At 65.8% G+C, this 16,438-nt stretch carries 12 protein-coding genes; 3 read left to right on the top strand and 9 right to left on the bottom strand.

The annotated features are described in order from the left end of the window. Nucleotides 1–11 precede the first annotated feature (11 nt). From EGM87_RS04045 to EGM87_RS04025, 5 genes are all read right to left on the bottom strand, one after another. Nucleotides 12–2,408, bottom strand: a complete 2,397-nt coding sequence (locus EGM87_RS04045; RefSeq protein WP_137709793.1) for a CaiB/BaiF CoA-transferase family protein — start codon at nt 2,406–2,408, stop codon at nt 12–14. A 152-nt stretch (nt 2,409–2,560) separates the two neighbouring features. Further along, nucleotides 2,561–3,211: a flavin reductase family protein gene (locus tag EGM87_RS04040; protein ID WP_137709794.1), complete on the bottom strand. Its 651-nt coding sequence runs from the start codon at nt 3,209–3,211 to the stop codon at nt 2,561–2,563. Between the two features lie 16 nt (nt 3,212–3,227). Further along, a complete protein-coding gene (locus EGM87_RS04035; protein ID WP_061934776.1) occupies nt 3,228–4,037 on the bottom strand; it encodes an enoyl-CoA hydratase/isomerase family protein in 810 nt (269 codons plus the stop codon). A 96-nt stretch (nt 4,038–4,133) separates the two neighbouring features. Further along, nucleotides 4,134–4,865, bottom strand: a complete 732-nt coding sequence (locus EGM87_RS04030) for a TetR/AcrR family transcriptional regulator (protein WP_025548094.1) — start codon at nt 4,863–4,865, stop codon at nt 4,134–4,136. 163 nt (nt 4,866–5,028) lie between these two features. Next, a complete protein-coding gene (locus EGM87_RS04025; RefSeq protein WP_371873084.1) occupies nt 5,029–7,080 on the bottom strand; it encodes a PQQ-dependent dehydrogenase, methanol/ethanol family in 2,052 nt (683 codons plus the stop codon). 169 nt (nt 7,081–7,249) lie between these two features. Here EGM87_RS04025 and EGM87_RS04020 point away from each other — a divergent pair, with 169 nt between their 5' ends. The 3 genes from EGM87_RS04020 to EGM87_RS04010 are packed head-to-tail and all read left to right on the top strand — an operon-like array spanning nt 7,250 to nt 9,641. Further along, nucleotides 7,250–8,020: an enoyl-CoA hydratase/isomerase family protein gene (locus EGM87_RS04020; protein ID WP_137709796.1), complete on the top strand. Its 771-nt coding sequence runs from the start codon at nt 7,250–7,252 to the stop codon at nt 8,018–8,020. A 5-nt stretch (nt 8,021–8,025) separates the two neighbouring features. Continuing rightward, nucleotides 8,026–8,451, top strand: a complete 426-nt coding sequence (locus EGM87_RS04015; protein WP_171407190.1) for a Zn-ribbon domain-containing OB-fold protein — start codon at nt 8,026–8,028, stop codon at nt 8,449–8,451. Nucleotides 8,452–8,453: 2 nt separating this feature from the next. Then, on the top strand, nt 8,454–9,641 hold the full coding sequence (locus EGM87_RS04010) for a thiolase family protein (protein WP_137709798.1): 1,188 nt from the start codon (nt 8,454–8,456) through the stop codon (nt 9,639–9,641). Here the strand turns inward: EGM87_RS04010 and glgX are convergent. The 4 genes from glgX to glgB are packed head-to-tail and all read right to left on the bottom strand — an operon-like array spanning nt 9,621 to nt 16,422. Further along, nucleotides 9,621–11,489, bottom strand: coding sequence for a glycogen debranching protein GlgX (glgX, locus tag EGM87_RS04005; protein WP_137709799.1), 1,869 nt, complete (start codon nt 11,487–11,489; stop codon nt 9,621–9,623). The two genes, EGM87_RS04010 and glgX, sit on opposite strands and share 21 nt — an antisense overlap. Next, nucleotides 11,486–12,934 carry a glycogen synthase GlgA gene (gene glgA, locus EGM87_RS04000; protein WP_044662051.1) on the bottom strand — a complete coding sequence of 483 codons (1,449 nt, stop codon included), beginning with the start codon at nt 12,932–12,934 and terminating at the stop codon, nt 11,486–11,488. Before glgA ends, glgX begins: the two co-directional genes overlap by 4 nt. A gap of 15 nt (nt 12,935–12,949) precedes the next feature. Continuing rightward, entirely contained in the window at nt 12,950–14,209 is a 1,260-nt protein-coding gene (glgC, locus tag EGM87_RS03995) for a glucose-1-phosphate adenylyltransferase (protein ID WP_137709800.1), read from the bottom strand. A 50-nt stretch (nt 14,210–14,259) separates the two neighbouring features. Continuing rightward, nucleotides 14,260–16,422 (bottom strand): 1,4-alpha-glucan branching protein GlgB, encoded by a 2,163-nt coding sequence (gene glgB, locus EGM87_RS03990; protein ID WP_137709801.1) that lies wholly within the window; start codon nt 16,420–16,422, stop codon nt 14,260–14,262. Nucleotides 16,423–16,438: the final 16 nt, after the last annotated feature.

The raw sequence follows: 16,438 nt of genomic DNA, 5'->3' as shown, positions 1-16,438 counted from the left end.
TCTTTATCGTGTCAGGCGGCGGAGACGCGGGACTGGATGCGGCCCTTCACATCCGCAGCCTGCATCGCCCTGCCGCTGTCGATCAGCGCGTCGATCTCGGCATCCGAATAGCCGATCTCGCCCAATATCTGCCGCGTATGTTCGCCGAGGCGCGGGGCGGAGCCTTTGGCAAGGCCCGGCGTGCGGCTGAAATGCATGAAGCTGCCGAACTGGCGGACATGGCCGTACATGGAGTCGAGATTCTCGATCACGCGGTTGCTGGCCGTCGCCCAGTCCTGCCAAAGCGCCTCCCGGACCCAGCTCGTTTCGCGGGCGATCTCGCTCGGCGCGCCGGCAGCTTCCAGCAGGGCATGGGCGTCTGCGCTGCTCTTGTCCGCGAAAAAGGGCTTCAGCGCGTCCAGCAGCGCAGCGTTGTTGGCGGACCGGTCGCGGGGCGTGGCGAAGCGGGGATCGGCAAGCCATTGCTCCTGCCCCACGGCCTTGGCGAGCGCGGCGAAACGTTCGTCCGAACGGCAGGAGATGCAGAGCCAGCCGTCAGCGGTCCGGTAAATCCGGTCGAGCGCGTTGAAGCCCGCCTGTTCCTTGTCCAGCCGGAAGCCGTAGACGACCTTCCTGTCGGCATCGAGGAAATGTTCGGACGTGGTCCACAGGCTGGAATGAAGCTGCGGGATTTCCATATAGTCGCCCCGGCCGGTGACGGCGCGATGTTCAAGGCCCATCAAGATGCCCGCCGCGCCGAGGAAGCCGTTATTATAATCCTCATTGCCGAACACGGCGCGGGTCGGCGGATTGCCTTCGCCGCCGCCCTCATAGAGCAGGCCGGTCCAGCCCGACACCAAAGGCGCGAAGCTCTTGAGCAGCGACTTCGGCCCCTTGGAGCCGTAGCCGGGCAGATAGACGTAGAGCAGGCGCGGGTTGAGCTTCGACAGCGCCTCATAGCCGATGCCGAGCTTGTCCGCCTTGCCGGGGCGAAGGTTGTGCGTGACGACATCGGCCGTCGCCACCAGCTTCAGCGCCGCTTCGAGCGCTTCGGGATGTTTGAGGTTGAGCACGATGTCGCGCTTGCCGCGTTGGGCGGCGTCGAAACAGTCGGGCAGCGGGCGCATCTGGTCGCCGCCGGGGGTCTCCACCTTGATGACATCGGCGCCAAGGTCGGACAGCAGGCGGCCGCCATAACCGACAGCGAAGAAGGAGGAGAAGTCGACCACCTTGATGCCTTCCAGCGGCCGGTCGAGCGGCTTGCCGTCGGCGGCGAGCACAGCGCGGCGGCGGGCGATCAGGTCCGCCAGCGCTTCATTGTCCGCTCCCACTTCCGGCGCGGGACGGGGCGCGGCGGCGGGGGCATTGGCCATGCGCACGGCGGGCGCAGCCTGGTAGATGGTGCCGAAATCCTTGTCCGGCATCGATATGCGCTGGCCGACAAATTCCACCTGTTCGTCCAGCAGCACTTCGGCGGGCTCCAGCACCGGCAGCGCCGCCACGTCCGCCGCCTGGAACATGGCGATCCATTCGGCGCGCGGCCGGGTCTTGAAGGCGTCGAAAATCTCGACGCGGGCGATATGATATTCCTCGTCGGTCAGCGGCACCGACATTTCCGGCGCGGTCACGGTCTGGATACGGTCGCCAAAGCCCAGCACGTCCATCGCCGCCTTGAAGCCGCCCTGCCCGCCGGTATGCATCTGGAGATAAAGGCCGTCCGCGCATTCGAACATGCCCGTCACCAGCCGGGTCTTGCCGAAACGGTCCACCGCGCCGGAATCGCCCGCCTTGATGTAGCTGATCCCCTCTTCCTGCCACCAGTTGTTCATCGGTGACTGGGCCAGCATGGCGTCGAGCAGGGATGCCTCCACCTGCTGCCCCTTGCCGATATGGCGGCGGGCGCGGATGGCCGACAGCGCGCCGATCACGCCGAGGAAGGCCTGCCCATAATGCAGCGCCGGATGGCCGAGATAGACCGGGCCGGGGCGGAAGCTGCTGGAGCGGTCGATCATCGTCCCGAGCAGCGCGGCAGCGAGGGATTCGCCATGGGGCCGGTCGGCAAAGGGCGTGTCCGAACCATAAGCGGTGAGCGCGCAGACCACCAGTTCGGGGAAATCGCGTCCCAGGCTTTCACTGTCGAGGCCGAGGGCGGCCGCATCCTTCTCTTCCAGCGCGTGGATGAAGATGTCCGCGCCTTGCAGCAGGCCGCGCAGCGCCTGGAGGCCGCCGGCTTCCCGCACATCCAGTTCGACGCTGCGCTTCGACCGGTCCCAGGCCTTGCGGCTGAGGTCGTGGGCAAAGAAGGCGCCGCCTTTCGGCTCCACCTTCAAAACGTCGGCGCCATGGTCCGCCAGCAGCATGGCGGCGATGGCGACAGGCATTTGGTCCGCCAGTTCAATGACGGTCAGATGATCCAGGGGACCGGGCATCTCATCACTCCTATGGCGGGCGCGGCCCGCTGCCTTTTTTGCGGAATTATCTTTATGGCTTCACATCGTCCGACGGATCGAAAAATGATCTTTGATGCAGAAAACACCAGTTCAGCCCCAAGCGCAAGTAATTTTGCACCATGGGTTCAAATTCATTCCGCCGCCCTGCCCTTCGCCATGCGCGACGGGTCGTAGCGGGGCCGGTCCATCTGGAAACTGTCGCCATTGCGGACATACCAGCCGCTGCCATGGGTCCGGCCGATCAGCTTCATCGCGGGCGTGTCGAAATAGACCCGTTCCCGGTCGGTGATGAACTCGTCGCGGATATGGGCCATCAGGATTTCGCCGATGACCACCGTCTGCATCGCGCCGATGTCCATCGCGGCGACCTTGCGGCATTCGAAGCTGACCGGGCTGGTTGCGATGCGCGGCGGCGCGACCAGCTCCGACGGCGCGGTCTGGATGCCGGCATAGTCGATCTCGCTGACGTCGGCGGGCGCGTCGACGCTGCAGAGGTTCATCCTTTCGGCGTCCGCCTCGCAGACCAGGTTCACGACGAACTCGCCCGTCGCGATGATGTTGGACGCGGTGTTCTTCAGCCCCCGGGACACCGGTTCCTTCAGCAGCCCCAGCGCAACCAGCGGCGGCTCGGTGCCGACGCAGTTGAAGAAGCTGTAGGGCGCGGCGTTGACGATGCCTTCGGCGGATTGGCTGGTGATCCAGGCGATCGGGCGCGGCGTGATGGTCGAATTGACGATCTTGTACCGCGTGACCATTGGAAGGGCGCGCATGTCGAACTGCATGGGTCGGGACCCTCCGTTATTCCGCGGCCTTGGCGGCGGCTTTCGCGGCGGCGCGCGCCTTGAAGCGTTCGCGGGCGCGGGGCACTTCCTCGCCCGCCTGGCAGATGTGGCAATAGGCCAGTTCCAGCGCGTGGGCCGTCGCCAGATCGCCGCTTTCCGCCTGCTGGAGCAGCCGCTTGGTCAGTTCGACGGCATGGCGATTGCCGTCACCGATGGTCCGGCCGAGCGCCAGAGCCTCCTCCACCGCGCTGCCCGGCTTCACCACGCGGCTGACGAGGCCGAGCGACAGCGCCTCCGCCGCATCCAGCGTCCGCCCCGAAAAGACGATCTCCGCCGCCCGCGCCCGGCCCAGTTGCCTGGTCAGGAACCAGGCCGCGCCGCCGTCGGGAACGAGGCCGAATTCCAGGAAGGGCGCGCCGAAACGGGCATTGTCCGCCGCAAAGATCATGTCGCAGGCCATGGCGAGACTCCACGACACGCCGAACGCGCCGCCCTCCACAGCCGCGACCGTTGGAATGGGCAGCGCCCGCACGCGGCCGATGATCCGCTGTCCCATTTCCAGCCGCGCCGCCAGCGCCAGCGCGCCCTCCCCCCTTGCGGGCGGCAGCTTCACGTCGCCGCCATTGCTGAAATAATCCTCCGCCCCGCTGATGATGAGCAACCGCGCGGGCGTCGCATTCTCAAGCGCGTCGAGCGCGGCGGAAAACTGCTCCCACATGGCGAAGGACACGGTGTTCTTCGCGCGGGGCCGGTTGAGGACGATATGCGCGATCCCCTGATCCTCAGACAAGAGCAGCAATTCGGGGGTTTCGCTCACCGCGTTCATCTCTCTCGCTCTCCATTCCCGCCCTTTTGCCAGGGGCAGGAACTGACTAGCCGACAGTGCGCGACTCTTCAAGTAAATTTGCATCCATGTGCAAATTCATGCCGCCACCTTGGGACGCTGGGGCATCGGCAGGGCATCCATGCCGCGGTCGGATATGTCCTTGATCAGCGCCTCCACATCCTTGCGGGCCGCGCCCTTCAGCGCGCCCAGCAAGGATGTCAGATAGCTTCCGACCAGCCGCACGATGATCTGGTCGTCGGGAATCCGCCCCTGCGCCCAGTCGTTGATCGTCGCATATTCGAATCGCACCAGATCCTCGACCAGCTTGTCGACCTCGACCCAGGGCTGGAGCTGCTTCTTCGCCTCCAGCACCTCGATCCACTGGCGGTTATGGTGGACCGCGGGCGAATGCATCGCCGCCCAGATGTCATGGTCGACATCCGAACTGAAATAGAGCGCCATGATCGCCTTGATATAATTGCGGATCTTCCGGTTGCGCTGCACGACGGAGATCATGCGCTCCAGATTGTGCTGCATCGTGCCGGGTTCGCTGGAATAGGCGATGCGGCTCACATATTCGTCGAAATATTCCTGAATCGCCGACGCGATCATCCGTTCGCGAGTCTGGAAGGCGTTGTAGAGGGTTCGCTTGGCAACGCCGGCGCGCTGGCCGATCTCATTCATGCTGAGCGCGGCAATGCCCTGTTCAGCGATAACCTTCCGGGTTTCCTCCAAAATCCGGCGGCGGCGCTCGATAATCGCCGGACTGGAATAGGTCTGCGGCCGCTCTCCGCCTTCCTTCAATTCTTCGTTCGCTTTACTCGCCAAGATCGCTCGCCTTCATTGCCCGACACTCATCCCAAGTGCCGGGATCATAGCGGGATTGGATGATGGTGCAAATTCATCGTCTTCATGACGCATGAACCCCGCCCCGCCCGAAGGCGAAGCGGGGCTGCCATGCGCCCGTAAAGCGGGTGGACCTGCATCCGCGTCACTTGCCTTTGGGCGCGGTTTCGCGCGCGCGCTGACGGATATAGTGCCGTAGCCCCTCCAGTTCCGCGTCGCTCAACTGCGCGAAGGACCCCATGCCCCGCGACATCAGGGCGCCGTCATGCACCACCGACCTGAAGGTTTCAGCGTCCAGCGGCACGCCCGACTTGCGCAGGTCTGGCGCCGCGCCGCCCGCGACCATGCCCGAACCATGGCAGATGATGCAGCTGCTGTTGTAGATGCCTGCCCCCACTTTCGCCTTGTCGGCGTCCACCACGAAGGCCGGATCGTCCTGGATCGGTTCGTCCACGGGATCGACCCTGGGCAGCTTCCTGGCCCCGCCGATGGTGAAGGTCAGCAATCGCCGCTGCTGCTGGCGATAATCCCAATTGGGCGAATTGGCGAAGCTGCTGCGGAAGCCGGTGATGACGCTGACATATTGCCGGCCGCCGACCGAATAGCTGATCGGCGCGGAAAGTATGCCGTTCTGCGCCGGCCAGGACCAGAGCTTGCGCCCCGTCGTCGCGGAAAAGGCGTTGAACATGCCGTCATTGGTGCCCTGGAACACCAGATTGCCCGCCGTCGCCAGCGTGCCGCCGTTGAACACGCCCGGCTGGGGCACGGACCAGGCGATCCTGTTGTTGGCGACGTCATAGGCGACCAGCTTGCTCGTCGCGGCGGGCGGGACGAGGTTGGCGGGCGGAGCGCCCAGGCCGGTATTCACCATCATGCCGGGCTTGTACGTCCAGCCCTTCACATTGGCCGGATCGACGAAGACCCGGCCGCCCTCCATCACCGGGATATAGCTGTAGCCGGTCTTCGGGCTGAACGACATGGCCTGTATGCCGTGCGCGCCATTGGGGAAGGGGTACATCATGAACGGCTTGCCGTCGGGATATTGCGCCTCCGGGTTGATCTCCGGCCGCCCCGTCACGGGATCGATGCGCTTGGCCCAATTCTGCCTGGCGAACTCGCCCGCCTGGATGAACTTGCCGGTTTCGCGGTCGATGGCATAGAAGAAGCCGTTCTTCGGCGCGTGCAGCAGCACGGACCGCATCCGGCCGCCGATCATGACATCGGCCAGTTCGATGTCCATGGCGTCGTTCCAGTCATGGCTGTTTTCAGGATTGACCTGATAGTGCCAGACATATTCGCCGGTCTTCACGTCCAGCGCGACGATGGAGGAGAGGTAGAGATTGTCGCCGCCGCCGGGGCTGCGGATCTTGATGTTCCACGGAAAGCCGTTGCCGGTGCCGATATAGATGCGGTCATATTTTGCGTCATAGGCCATGGCGTGCCAGACGGAGCCGCCCCCGCCCCATTTCCACCATTCGCCACTCCAGGTCTTGGCGGCTGCCTCCATCGCCTTGTTCTCGAAACCCTTGGCCGGATCGCCGGGCACGACATACCAGCGCCAGGCTTTCTTGCCGGTCTTGATGTCATAGGCGGTGACATAGCCACGCGTCGGACTGTAGTCCGCGCCCCCGAAGCCGATCACCACCTTGTCGCCGGCGACCCATGGCGGGCCGGTGATATAGCCGCCCTCCGCCTCGTCCAGCGTCTTGACCGACCAGCGCGGCTTGCCCGTCCCGGCGTCTATCGCGATCAGGCGGCCTTCGCGGGTGGCGGTGAAGACGGTGCCGTCCTTATAGGCGATGCCCCGCGTGCCCCATCCCGCGCGCATCCGCCATTTGGCTTCCGGCTGACTGGCGACGTCGGGATCATATTGCCATAGCAGCTTGCCGGTTCGCGCATCGACCGCGTGAACGACGCTGAGCCCCACCGCGAAATAGATGACGCCATTAACGGCCAGAGGCTGGGTATAGCTGTCGAAACTGTCGACATCATAGGACCAGGCAAGGCCGAGCTTTCCGACATTCTGCTCCCGGATCTGCGCGAGCGGGCTGTAATGCTGTTCCTTGTCGTCGCCGCCGAAGCTGGACCAGTTGGCCCCGGCCGGAGACGCGCTCTCCGCCGAGCGCGAAACCACCCCCGTGGAGAGCGCGAGCAGCGCGGCGCCCGCCGCCATGACCGTAAAACCTGCCTTCCTCATCGATCTCCCATCCTCCGTCCGGGCGCCCAAATGCCGCCTTTTATTGCACCATCGTGCAATATTGTGCCGTTGTCAACGCGACTCAGCGATTGACAGGACGGAATTTCCCCATTTAATATTGCACCAAAGATCATATTTAGGAGAAGGACGTGCGCCGCAGCGCCCTGTCATGACCGTCCGGATCGCAAGCCAGGGCCGCGTCGGCATCGTGACGCTCGATCAGCCCGGACGGGCGAACGCCTTCACCATGGCCATGCGGGAGGAAATCTGGCGCGCCTTCGACGATCTGGCGGAGGATGAGGATGTCCGCGCCGTCATCCTGACGGGCGCGAACGGGCAATATTGCTCCGGCGCGGATACCGGGGACATGGGCCATCAGGGTACGGCCGCCTTCCTGCGCCGGATGCGCTGGCTGCACCGGATGGTGAAAGCGGTCGCCGGCATCCGCAAGCCGGTGATCGCGGCGGTGGACGGCGCCTGCGTAGGCGCCGGCTGGAGCCTGGCGCTGGCCTGCGACATCGTCATCGCCACGCCGCAAGCGCGCTTCTGCCAGAGCTTTGCGCGGATCGGATATGTGCCGGACGCAGGCGCCGTGTGGCAGCTCAGCCGGTTGGTCGGGCCGATGCGCGCCAAGGAAATCGTCTATTCCGCCCGCATGGTCGACGCGCAGGAGGCCTTGCGGCTAGGGCTGGTGCTGGAACTGGTGGAAAGCGAAGCGCTGATGGCGCGTGCGCTGGCACTGGCGGCATCCCTGGCCGAGGGCCCCACGCTGGCGATCGGCATGGCGAAGCGCCAGTTCGAGGCCGCGCCGGGCCTGTCGCTGGATCAATATCTGGAACTGGAATTCGCCATGCAGCCGCTGATGGCGACGACGCAGGACCATCGGGAAGGTTTGGCGGCGGCGCGGGAGAAACGGCCGCCGCATTTCGGGGGCTCATGAAACCGATGCCGCAAGCCGCCTGCCCGCAACGGCCGCTTCCCCTGCCCGATCCGCTTTCGGAACCCTTCTGGACTGCGGCGCGGCGGCACGAGCTGCATATGCAGAAATGCGACGCCTGCGGCTGGATGGCCTATCCGCCGGAGGTCGCCTGCCGGAACTGCGGCGGCGCCGGTTTGGGCTTCACGCCGCTATCGGGACGCGCGACGCTGCATAGCTGGACCGTGCTGCACGACCCGCCCTCGCCCGGCTTTCGCGACCGGCTGCCCGTCATCCTGGCGGTGGTCGAACTGGAGGAGCAGGCGCGCCTGTTGATGAGCGGCAACCTTGTGGACATCGCCGCCGATGCGCTGCGCATCGGCCTCCCCCTCGAAGCGCGGTTCGAGGACGTGACCGAGGACTGCACGCTGGTGCAGTTCGGCCCGGCGCGCTGACCATGTGGGACCATCGGGACAAGGTGGCCGTCGCCGGGCTGGGCTATAGCAGGCTGGAACGCCGGTCGGACCGGCGCCTGGCCGCGCTGACGCTGGAGGCGTGCGACGCCGCGCTGGCCGATGCCGGATTGCGGCGCGGCGATCTGGACGGCATCGCCACATCCCCCGCCATGCCGCGCTATGGCGGGCGCAAGGGCGTGGACGAAGGGATCGACATCGTGACGCCCTGGTATCTGGCGGGATTGCTGGGGGTCGCTCCGGCCATCCGGTGGATCGGCTCCACCAACGGCATGGTGACGCAGAGCGTCATCGACGGCGCGCTCGCCATATCAGGCGGGCTTTGCGACCATGTGCTGGTCTATCGCGCGCTGCATGTGCCCGACGGGCGCTATGTGAATTTCGAATCGGCCCATGCGGTGGGAGGCGACCAGTATCTGGCGCCCTATGGCTTCAGCATGCCGCCCGCCTGGGCCGCTGTGGCGCTGCGCCGCTATTTTGCGCTTCATGGTTATGACCGGGCGGATTTCGCGCCTTATATCGCCCGGAACCGCGCCAATGCGCAACGCAACCCCAATGCCTATTGGCGAGGCAAGACGATCACGGTGGAGGATTATCTCGCCGCCCGGATGATCGCCGATCCCATATCCATCCTCGATTGCGACATTCCGGTCGATGGCTGCTGCGCGATGATCCTGACCTCCACCCAACGGGCGCGGCATTTGCGCCGGCCGCCTGCCTTGCTCACCGGCTTCGCGGCCTCCACCCATCAGGGCGCGGGAGGCACGCCGATGAACCTTGAGGATATGTGGGACGGCGCGAAGGACGTGGCGCGCCGGCTGTGGGAGGCGACCGGCCTGTCCCCGGCGGATGTGGACAATGCGCAGCTTTATGACGGTTTCAGCGTGCTGGTGCTGACCTGGCTGGAGGGCATGGGTTTCTGCCGCGACGGCGAAGGACTGGCCTTCCTGCGCGAGGGGCATGGCGATCCGGACGGGCGCCTGCCGATCAATACGGGCGGCGGAGCCCTGGGCGAAGGGCGGCTGCACGGCATGACCCAGCTTGCCGAGGCGGTCGCGCAGGTCACGGACCGTGCGGGCGAGCGGCAGGTGCCGGGGGCCTCGCGGGCGTTGGCGACGATCTCCAACGGCCTCGCCAAATCGACCGCCTTCCTATTCAGCCGGGATGGGTAGGACCGTTCGGGCGGGAATGTGCACCGCGCCGAAGTCATGCGGCCGGTCGTCGCCATTGATGAAGACGGTGAAGCCCGATCGCCGGAAGCGCATGGCCAGGCAGCGGCGATCCGGGTCTTCCCATTGCGCGACGGTCATCGGCTGGCCCCGCTCGTCGAGCCACTCGACGTCCGTTTCCGAGAGCCAGCCCGCGTCGCTGAAGTCCGGCGTCGACGCCCGCATGTCGGCAAGCGCGAACGCATGCGCCTCTATGTCCCGGTCGCGGCCCTGCCAGTCGACCCAGCCGATTGCATTATCCTGCGCATAGGCGTTGTTGTTGCCCTGCTGCGTCCGGCCGAACTCGTCGCCGGCGGTGAGCATGATCGCGCCGCGCGAACAGAATAGCGTGCCGAGCAGCGCCTTGATGTCGCGCCGCCGCGCTGCCCGAATGGCCCGATCGACGGTCGCGCCCTCGATGCCGTTGTTCCAGCTGAAATTTCCCCCATGGCCGTCGCGGTTCTGCTCGCCATTGGCTTCGTTGTGGCGATGGTCATAGGCGGTCACATCCGCCAGCGTGAAGCCGTCATGGGCGGCCAGAAAATTGACGGTGCGCGTTGCCGGATCGGCATGGAAAATGTCGGACGATCCCGCGATGCGGGTCGCGAGCGCGCCGGTCATGCCGCGATCCCCGCGCCAGAAGCGGCGCATATCGTCGCGATAGCGGTCGTTCCATTCCAGCCAGCGGGGCCCGAAACGGCCGAGCTGATAACCACCGGGGCCGATGTCCCACGGTTCCGCGATCAGGATGCGGTCGGACAGCAGCGGATCGTCGCGCATGGCCCTCAGCAATGGCGCCTCGCTGTCGAAACCCGTCGACAGGCGCCCCAGCGCGGGAGCGAGGTCGAAGCGGAAGCCGTCGACTCCCGCTACGCCGACGAAATGGCGCAGCGACGCCAGGATCAGCCGCTGCGCGACGGGATGGTTGCAGTCGATGCTGTTGCCCGTGCCCGTATCGTTGATCAGGCGGCCATCGGGTTCATGCCGGAAATAGCTGCGCGCATCCAGGCCGCGGAGCGACAGGGTCGGGCCCTCGCGGTCGCTTTCCCCGTCATGATTATAGACCATGTCGAGAATCACGCCGATCCCGGCCGCATGCAGCGCATCCACCGCGCCACGCAATTCCGCCATGCCGCCCGGCGCCAGCCGGGGATCGAGCGCGAAATAGCTGACCGGATTATAACCCCAGGCATTGCGCAGTCCCAGCGGCGCCAGATGCCGTTCGTCGATCCAGGCGTTGATCGGCATCAGTTCGATGGCGGAGACGTGCAGGCGGCGCAGATGTTCGATCACGGCGGGGTGCCCAAGGGCCGCGATGGTGCCGCGCTGCGCCTCCGGAATGTCGGGATGCAGCATGGTGAAGCCGCGGACCTGAACCTCATAGATCAGCCCGCCGGACTGGAAGATCGGCGGTTCCGGGGGCACCAAGGGAAACGGCGCGGACACCACCCCCTTGGGCATCAAGCCTGCCGTGTCGCCGCCTTTGCCGCGCGGTGCGGCCAGCATCGGATCATAGGCGAACGGCCGGTCGATGGCCGGCGCATAGGGATCGAGCAGCAGCTTGTCCGGATCGAACCACAGCCCCGCATCCGGATCAAAGGGACCGTCGGCGCGCAGGCCATAGCGAGCGCCCTCCCCCACGCCGGGCGCATCGACGGACCAGATGTCCTCGCCCTCCCTTGCCATGGGCAGGCGCGTTTCGCGATCCTGGACATCGAACAGGCTCAGCCAGAGCCGGTCCGCATCTGGCGCATGGACCCGGAAACGGGTCCCGCCGCCGTGCATGGCCGGACCCAGCGGCCGCGGGCTCATGCGGTGGTCCGGACCAGTGCGCGGAACAGTTCCGCATAGCGCGCCGCGCTGTGGGTCCAGGAGAAATCGGCGCGCATGCCGGCGCGCTGCATCGCCTGCCATGTCGGCCGATGCGCGTGAAGCCGGATGGTGCGCGCAATCGCTCCATGCAGCGCCAGCGGATCGGACGGCGGGAAGACGATGCCGGTCGCCACGCCCGCGCCGACAGCAGCCTCATTGGCGTCGATCACCGTGTCCGCCAGCCCGCCGACCCGCGCCACCACCGGCACGCAGCCATAGCGAAGGCCGTAAAGCTGGGTCAGGCCGCAGGGTTCGAAGCGGGAAGGGATCAATATGGCGTCGGCCCCCGCCTGCATCAGGTGCGACAGCGGCTCGTCATAGCCGATCCGAGCGCCCACCCGCCCGCGATGCCGGTCCGCCGCCGCCAGGAACGCGCCCTCCAGCGGATGGTCGCCCGACCCCAGAAGGGCAAGCTTGCCGCCCAGCCCCACCAGATGGTCGATGGCGTCCATCACCATGTCCATGCCCTTCTGCCAGGTGAGGCGGCTGACGATGATGAAGATCGGCGCGTCGTCGCGGTCGAGGCCGAACTGCGTTTCGAGGACGCGGCGGCTGGCGCCGCGCCCGCCCAGCGCCCGCGCGCTGAAGGGTTTGGCGATCAGGGGATCGGCGGCGGGATCCCATATGGCGGTATCGACGCCGTTCAATATGCCGTGCAGCCTGTCGGACCGGCCGTTGATCAGGCCGTCCAGCCCCATGCCATGCATCGGGGAGCGGATTTCGTCGGCATAGGTGGGGCTGACCGTGGTGATGGCGTCGGCCGAGACAAGCCCTGCCTTCAGATAGCCCGTGCCGCCATAATATTCGACCCCGTCCACGCCCCAGGCTTCGGGCGGCAGGCCGAGCTGGGGAAAGACATCCGCGCCGAAACGTCCCTGGAAGGCAAGGTTGTGGATCGTCACCACCCTGGGCACGGCGTGAGCCGGCCCGAAGCGCATATAGGCGGCGGTCATCGCCGCCTGCCAGTCATGCGCATGGACCAGGTCGGGCCGCCAGCCCTTCACCCCTTCGGCCGCCATGTCCGCCCCGGCACGCGACAGGGCGGCGAAGCGTTTCCAGTTGTCGGGCCATTCGCCGCCGCCCGCATCGCCATAGGGACCGCCTTCCCGCGCGAAGAAGTCCGGGGCATCCAGCACCAGCAGGTCGAGGTCGCCCAGCTTCGCCGCCAGCACCGCCGCCGGCGCGCCGAACAGCGCGTCATAACGGCGCAGCAGCTTCGCCTTGCCCAGGCGCGAAAGAACCGCCGGATAGCCCGGCACCAGCGTCCTGACCCCAATGCCATGCCCCGCCAGCGCGCCCGGCAAGGCGCCCGCCACATCGGCCAGCCCCCCGGTCTTCACCAGCGGATAGATTTCGGACGTGACCGAAAGCACCCGCATCGCCATTCCCCCGCCCAAGTTTCAGTCCGCCAGCCGTTCGATCATATATTGGGTGATCAGCGTCACGCCGCTTTCGGTCCTTCGGAAACGCTGCGCGTCATGCTCCGGATGTTCTCCGACGATCAGGCCGGGCGGGATGATCACGCCTGAATCCAGCACGCATTTGTGCAGCCGCGCACCGCGCCCGATCACGCAGTCGGGCATGATGACGCTCTCCGTCACGGACGAGAAGCTGTGCGTGCGCACCCCGGTGAACAACAGGCTGCGGTGGAGCGACGATCCCGACACGATGCACCCGCCCGCGATCAGGGAGGATGTGGCGGAACCGCGCCGTCCCTCCTCATTATGCACGAATTTCGCCGGGGGGGTGACTTCGGAATAGGTCCAGAGCGGCCAGCTCCGGTCGTAGAGGTCGAGCGAGGGCACCACGTCGGTCAGGTCGATATTCGCCTGCCAATAGGCGTCGATGGTGCCGACGTCGCGCCAATAGGGCACCGGTTCGCTCTCTGCGCGGACGCAACTGTTGGAGAAGCGGTGGGCGACGGCTTTGCCATGCTTGACGATGTGCGGGATGATGTCGCCCCCGAAATCACGCTTGCTGTCCGGATCGTCCGCATCGCGCCGCAGCTCCTCGATCAAAAGGGCGGTGCGGAAGACGTAGATGCCCATGGACGCCAGCGCCATGCCCGGGCTGCCGGGAATGTGCGGCGGGTTCTTCGGCTTCTCGACAAAGGCGGTGATCACGTCCTGCTCGTCCACATGCATGACGCCGAAGCCGCTGGCTTCCTTCACCGGCACCTCCATGCAGCCGACGGTGACGTCCGCGCCGCTGTCGACATGCTGCTGGAGCATCAGCTCATAGTCCATCTTGTACACATGGTCGCCCGCCAGGATGACCATATATTCCGGCGCATAGCTTTCGATGATGTCGATATTCTGGAACACCGCATCGGCCGTGCCCTCATACCATTGGCTTTCCGACACGCGCTGGCTGGCGGGCAGGATGTCGAAGCTCTCGTTACGCTCCGTCCGGAAGAAGTTCCAGCCGCGCTGCAGATGCCGGATCAGCGAATGCGCCTTATACTGCGTTGCGACGCCGATGCGCCTGATGCCGCTGTTGAGCGCGTTGGAAAGGGCGAAGTCGATGATCCGCGCCTTGCCCCCGAAATGCACGGCAGGCTTGGCGCGCCGGTCGGTCAACTCGGCCAGGCGACTGCCCCTGCCGCCGGCCAGAACATAGGCCATGGCGTCACGGGCGATCGGCTGGTGTCTTGGCTGCATCGCCCTCTTCTCCTTCATGCTCGCGAGCGCTCGGTTTCCGCCCGTCGGTTTCAATAGTCCAGTTCCAGCATCAACGTTCCAAGCGGGGGAATGGTGACATTGGCCCATCCTTCCTCATCCGCGACGACAATTCCCATATTTCCCGCGCCGCTGCCGCCATAATCCGCCGCATCGCTGTTGATGATCTCGCACCAGCGGCCGCCGGAGGGCAGGCGCATCCTGTAGCCGTGGCGCAAGGTCGGCGTGAAATGGCTGATGACGACGATGGGCGATACGCCGGGCGCGCGACGGACCCAGGCGAAGACCGAATCCGCCGCCGCGTCGACCAGCACCCATTCGAAACCCTCCGGCTCGCAATCGCGGGCATGCAGCGCCGGGCGAGAACGATAGAGGCGGTTGAGGTCGCTCACCAACAACTGCACGCCCCGATGCGGCGCGTGATCGAGCAGGTGCCAGTCGAGCGCCCGCGCCTCGCTCCATTCGGCCCGCTGCGCGAATTCCTGCCCCATGAACAGCAGCTTCTTGCCCGGATAGCCCCACATCATGGCGTAATAGGCGCGCAGGGTCGCGAATTTCTGCCAGTCGTCGCCCGGCATCTTGTGCAGCAGGGACGCCTTGCCATGCACGACCTCGTCATGGCTGAGCGCCAGCACGAAATTCTCCGTAAAGGCGTAGAGCAGGCCGAAGGTGATGTCGTCATGATGATGGGCGCGGTGCACCGGATCGCGCGCCAGATAACGCAGCGTGTCGTGCATGAAGCCCATATTCCATTTGAAACCGAAGCCCAGGCCCCCTTCATGGACGGGGTGGGACACTTTCGGCCAGCTCGTCGACTCCTCGGCAATGGTCATGACGCCGGCATGGGTGCCGTAGAGCGCCTTGTTCATCTGCCGCAGGAAATCGACCGCCTCCACATTCTCCCGCCCGCCCTGGCTGTTGGGAATCCACTCCCCTTCCTTGCGGCTGTAATCGAGGTAGAGCATGGAGGCGACGGCGTCGACGCGCAGCCCGTCGACATGGTAGCGCTCCGCCCAGAAGAGGGCGTTGTTGACCAGATATTGCGCCACCTCCCGCCGGCCGAAATTGTAGATCGCCGTGTTCCAGTCGGGATGGAAGCCCTTGCGCGGATCGGCATGCTCATAAAGGGCGGTGCCGTCGAAATGGGCCAGCCCGTGGGCGTCGGTCGGGAAATGGGCGGGCACCCAGTCGAGGATCACGCCCACTCCCGCCCGGTGCGCGCCGTCGACGAAGCGGGCGAAACCTTCCGGATCGCCAAAGCGCGCGGTCGGCGCGTAAAGGCCGGTGGTCTGATAGCCCCAGCTTGGGTCATAGGGAAATTCGCTGATCGGCAGGAATTCGATATGGGTGAAGCCCATGCCGACCACATAGGGGATCAGCCGGTGGGCAAGGTCATCCCAACTCAGGAAATTTCCATCATCGTCGCGCTGCCATGAACCGGCGTGCACCTCATAGACGGAAATGGGTTCGCGGCGCGGATCGGCCCTTTGCCAATAGTCGCGGTGGCGCTCATCGCCCCAGTCATGGTCGGGCACCGCCGCCACGATGGAGGCCGTGGCGGGCCGCAGTTCGGAGCGGAAGGCGAAGGGATCGGCCTTCAGCGGCAGGACCGTCCCGTCAGGCCCGACAATCTCATATTTATAGGCGCTGCCCACCCCCACTTCGGGCAGGAAGATTTCCCATATTCCCGCATCCTGCCGCCGCCGCATCGGCGCCCGGCGCCCGTCCCAGCGGTTGAAGTCGCCCACCACCGACACCCGCTGCGCATTGGGCGCCCAGACCGCGAAATGCGTGCCCCCCACCCCTTCATGGGTGATGAGGTGCGCGCCCATCTTGTCGAACAGCCGGGCATGAGACCCTTCGGCAAAATAATAATCGTCCATCGGCCCCAGCACCGGGCCGAAGCTGTAGGGATCGATCAGCGTATGTTCGCCGCCATCGGCATAGGTCGCCCGATAGCGCAGGGGCTGGCGCTTGCGCAGGGCAACCTTGCCGAAGAACAGCCCTGCCGGATGGACCCGGTCCAGCGTGCCCGCGGCCTTGCCGTCCAGCCTATAAGCATCGACCCTCACCGCATCGGGCAGGAAGACGCAGGCGGTGAAGCCCTTTTCCGCCGGATGGACGCCAAGCGTCGCGAACGGATCATCCTCCCGCCCCTCCAGCAGGCGGGCGATCTGTTCCGGGGTCAAGCCCACGCTAGTTCCGGCCTCG

This window comes from Sphingobium sp. RSMS, assembly GCF_005406185.4.
Classification (GTDB): Bacteria; Pseudomonadota; Alphaproteobacteria; order Sphingomonadales; family Sphingomonadaceae; genus Sphingobium; species Sphingobium fuliginis.
This window is presented reverse-complemented; position numbering and strand designations above follow the sequence as displayed.

Excerpts from the sequence above, each read along its gene's own strand:
- glgA (WP_044662051.1), bottom strand. The coding sequence starts at position 12,934 with ATGGCGATGCGGGTGCTTTCGGTCACGTCCGAAATCTATCCGCTGGTG.
- EGM87_RS04020 (WP_137709796.1), top strand. The coding sequence starts at position 7,250 with ATGACCGTCCGGATCGCAAGCCAGGGCCGCGTCGGCATCGTGACGCTC.
- EGM87_RS04035 (WP_061934776.1), bottom strand. The coding sequence starts at position 4,037 with ATGAACGCGGTGAGCGAAACCCCCGAATTGCTGCTCTTGTCTGAGGAT.
- EGM87_RS04040 (WP_137709794.1), bottom strand. The coding sequence starts at position 3,211 with ATGCAGTTCGACATGCGCGCCCTTCCAATGGTCACGCGGTACAAGATC.
- EGM87_RS04010 (WP_137709798.1), top strand. The coding sequence starts at position 8,454 with ATGTGGGACCATCGGGACAAGGTGGCCGTCGCCGGGCTGGGCTATAGC.
- EGM87_RS04025 (WP_371873084.1), bottom strand. The coding sequence starts at position 7,080 with ATGAGGAAGGCAGGTTTTACGGTCATGGCGGCGGGCGCCGCGCTGCTC.
- EGM87_RS04045 (WP_137709793.1), bottom strand. The coding sequence starts at position 2,408 with ATGCCCGGTCCCCTGGATCATCTGACCGTCATTGAACTGGCGGACCAA.
- glgC (WP_137709800.1), bottom strand. The coding sequence starts at position 14,209 with ATGCAGCCAAGACACCAGCCGATCGCCCGTGACGCCATGGCCTATGTT.
- EGM87_RS04015 (WP_171407190.1), top strand. The coding sequence starts at position 8,026 with ATGCCGCAAGCCGCCTGCCCGCAACGGCCGCTTCCCCTGCCCGATCCG.
- glgX (WP_137709799.1), bottom strand. The coding sequence starts at position 11,489 with ATGAGCCCGCGGCCGCTGGGTCCGGCCATGCACGGCGGCGGGACCCGT.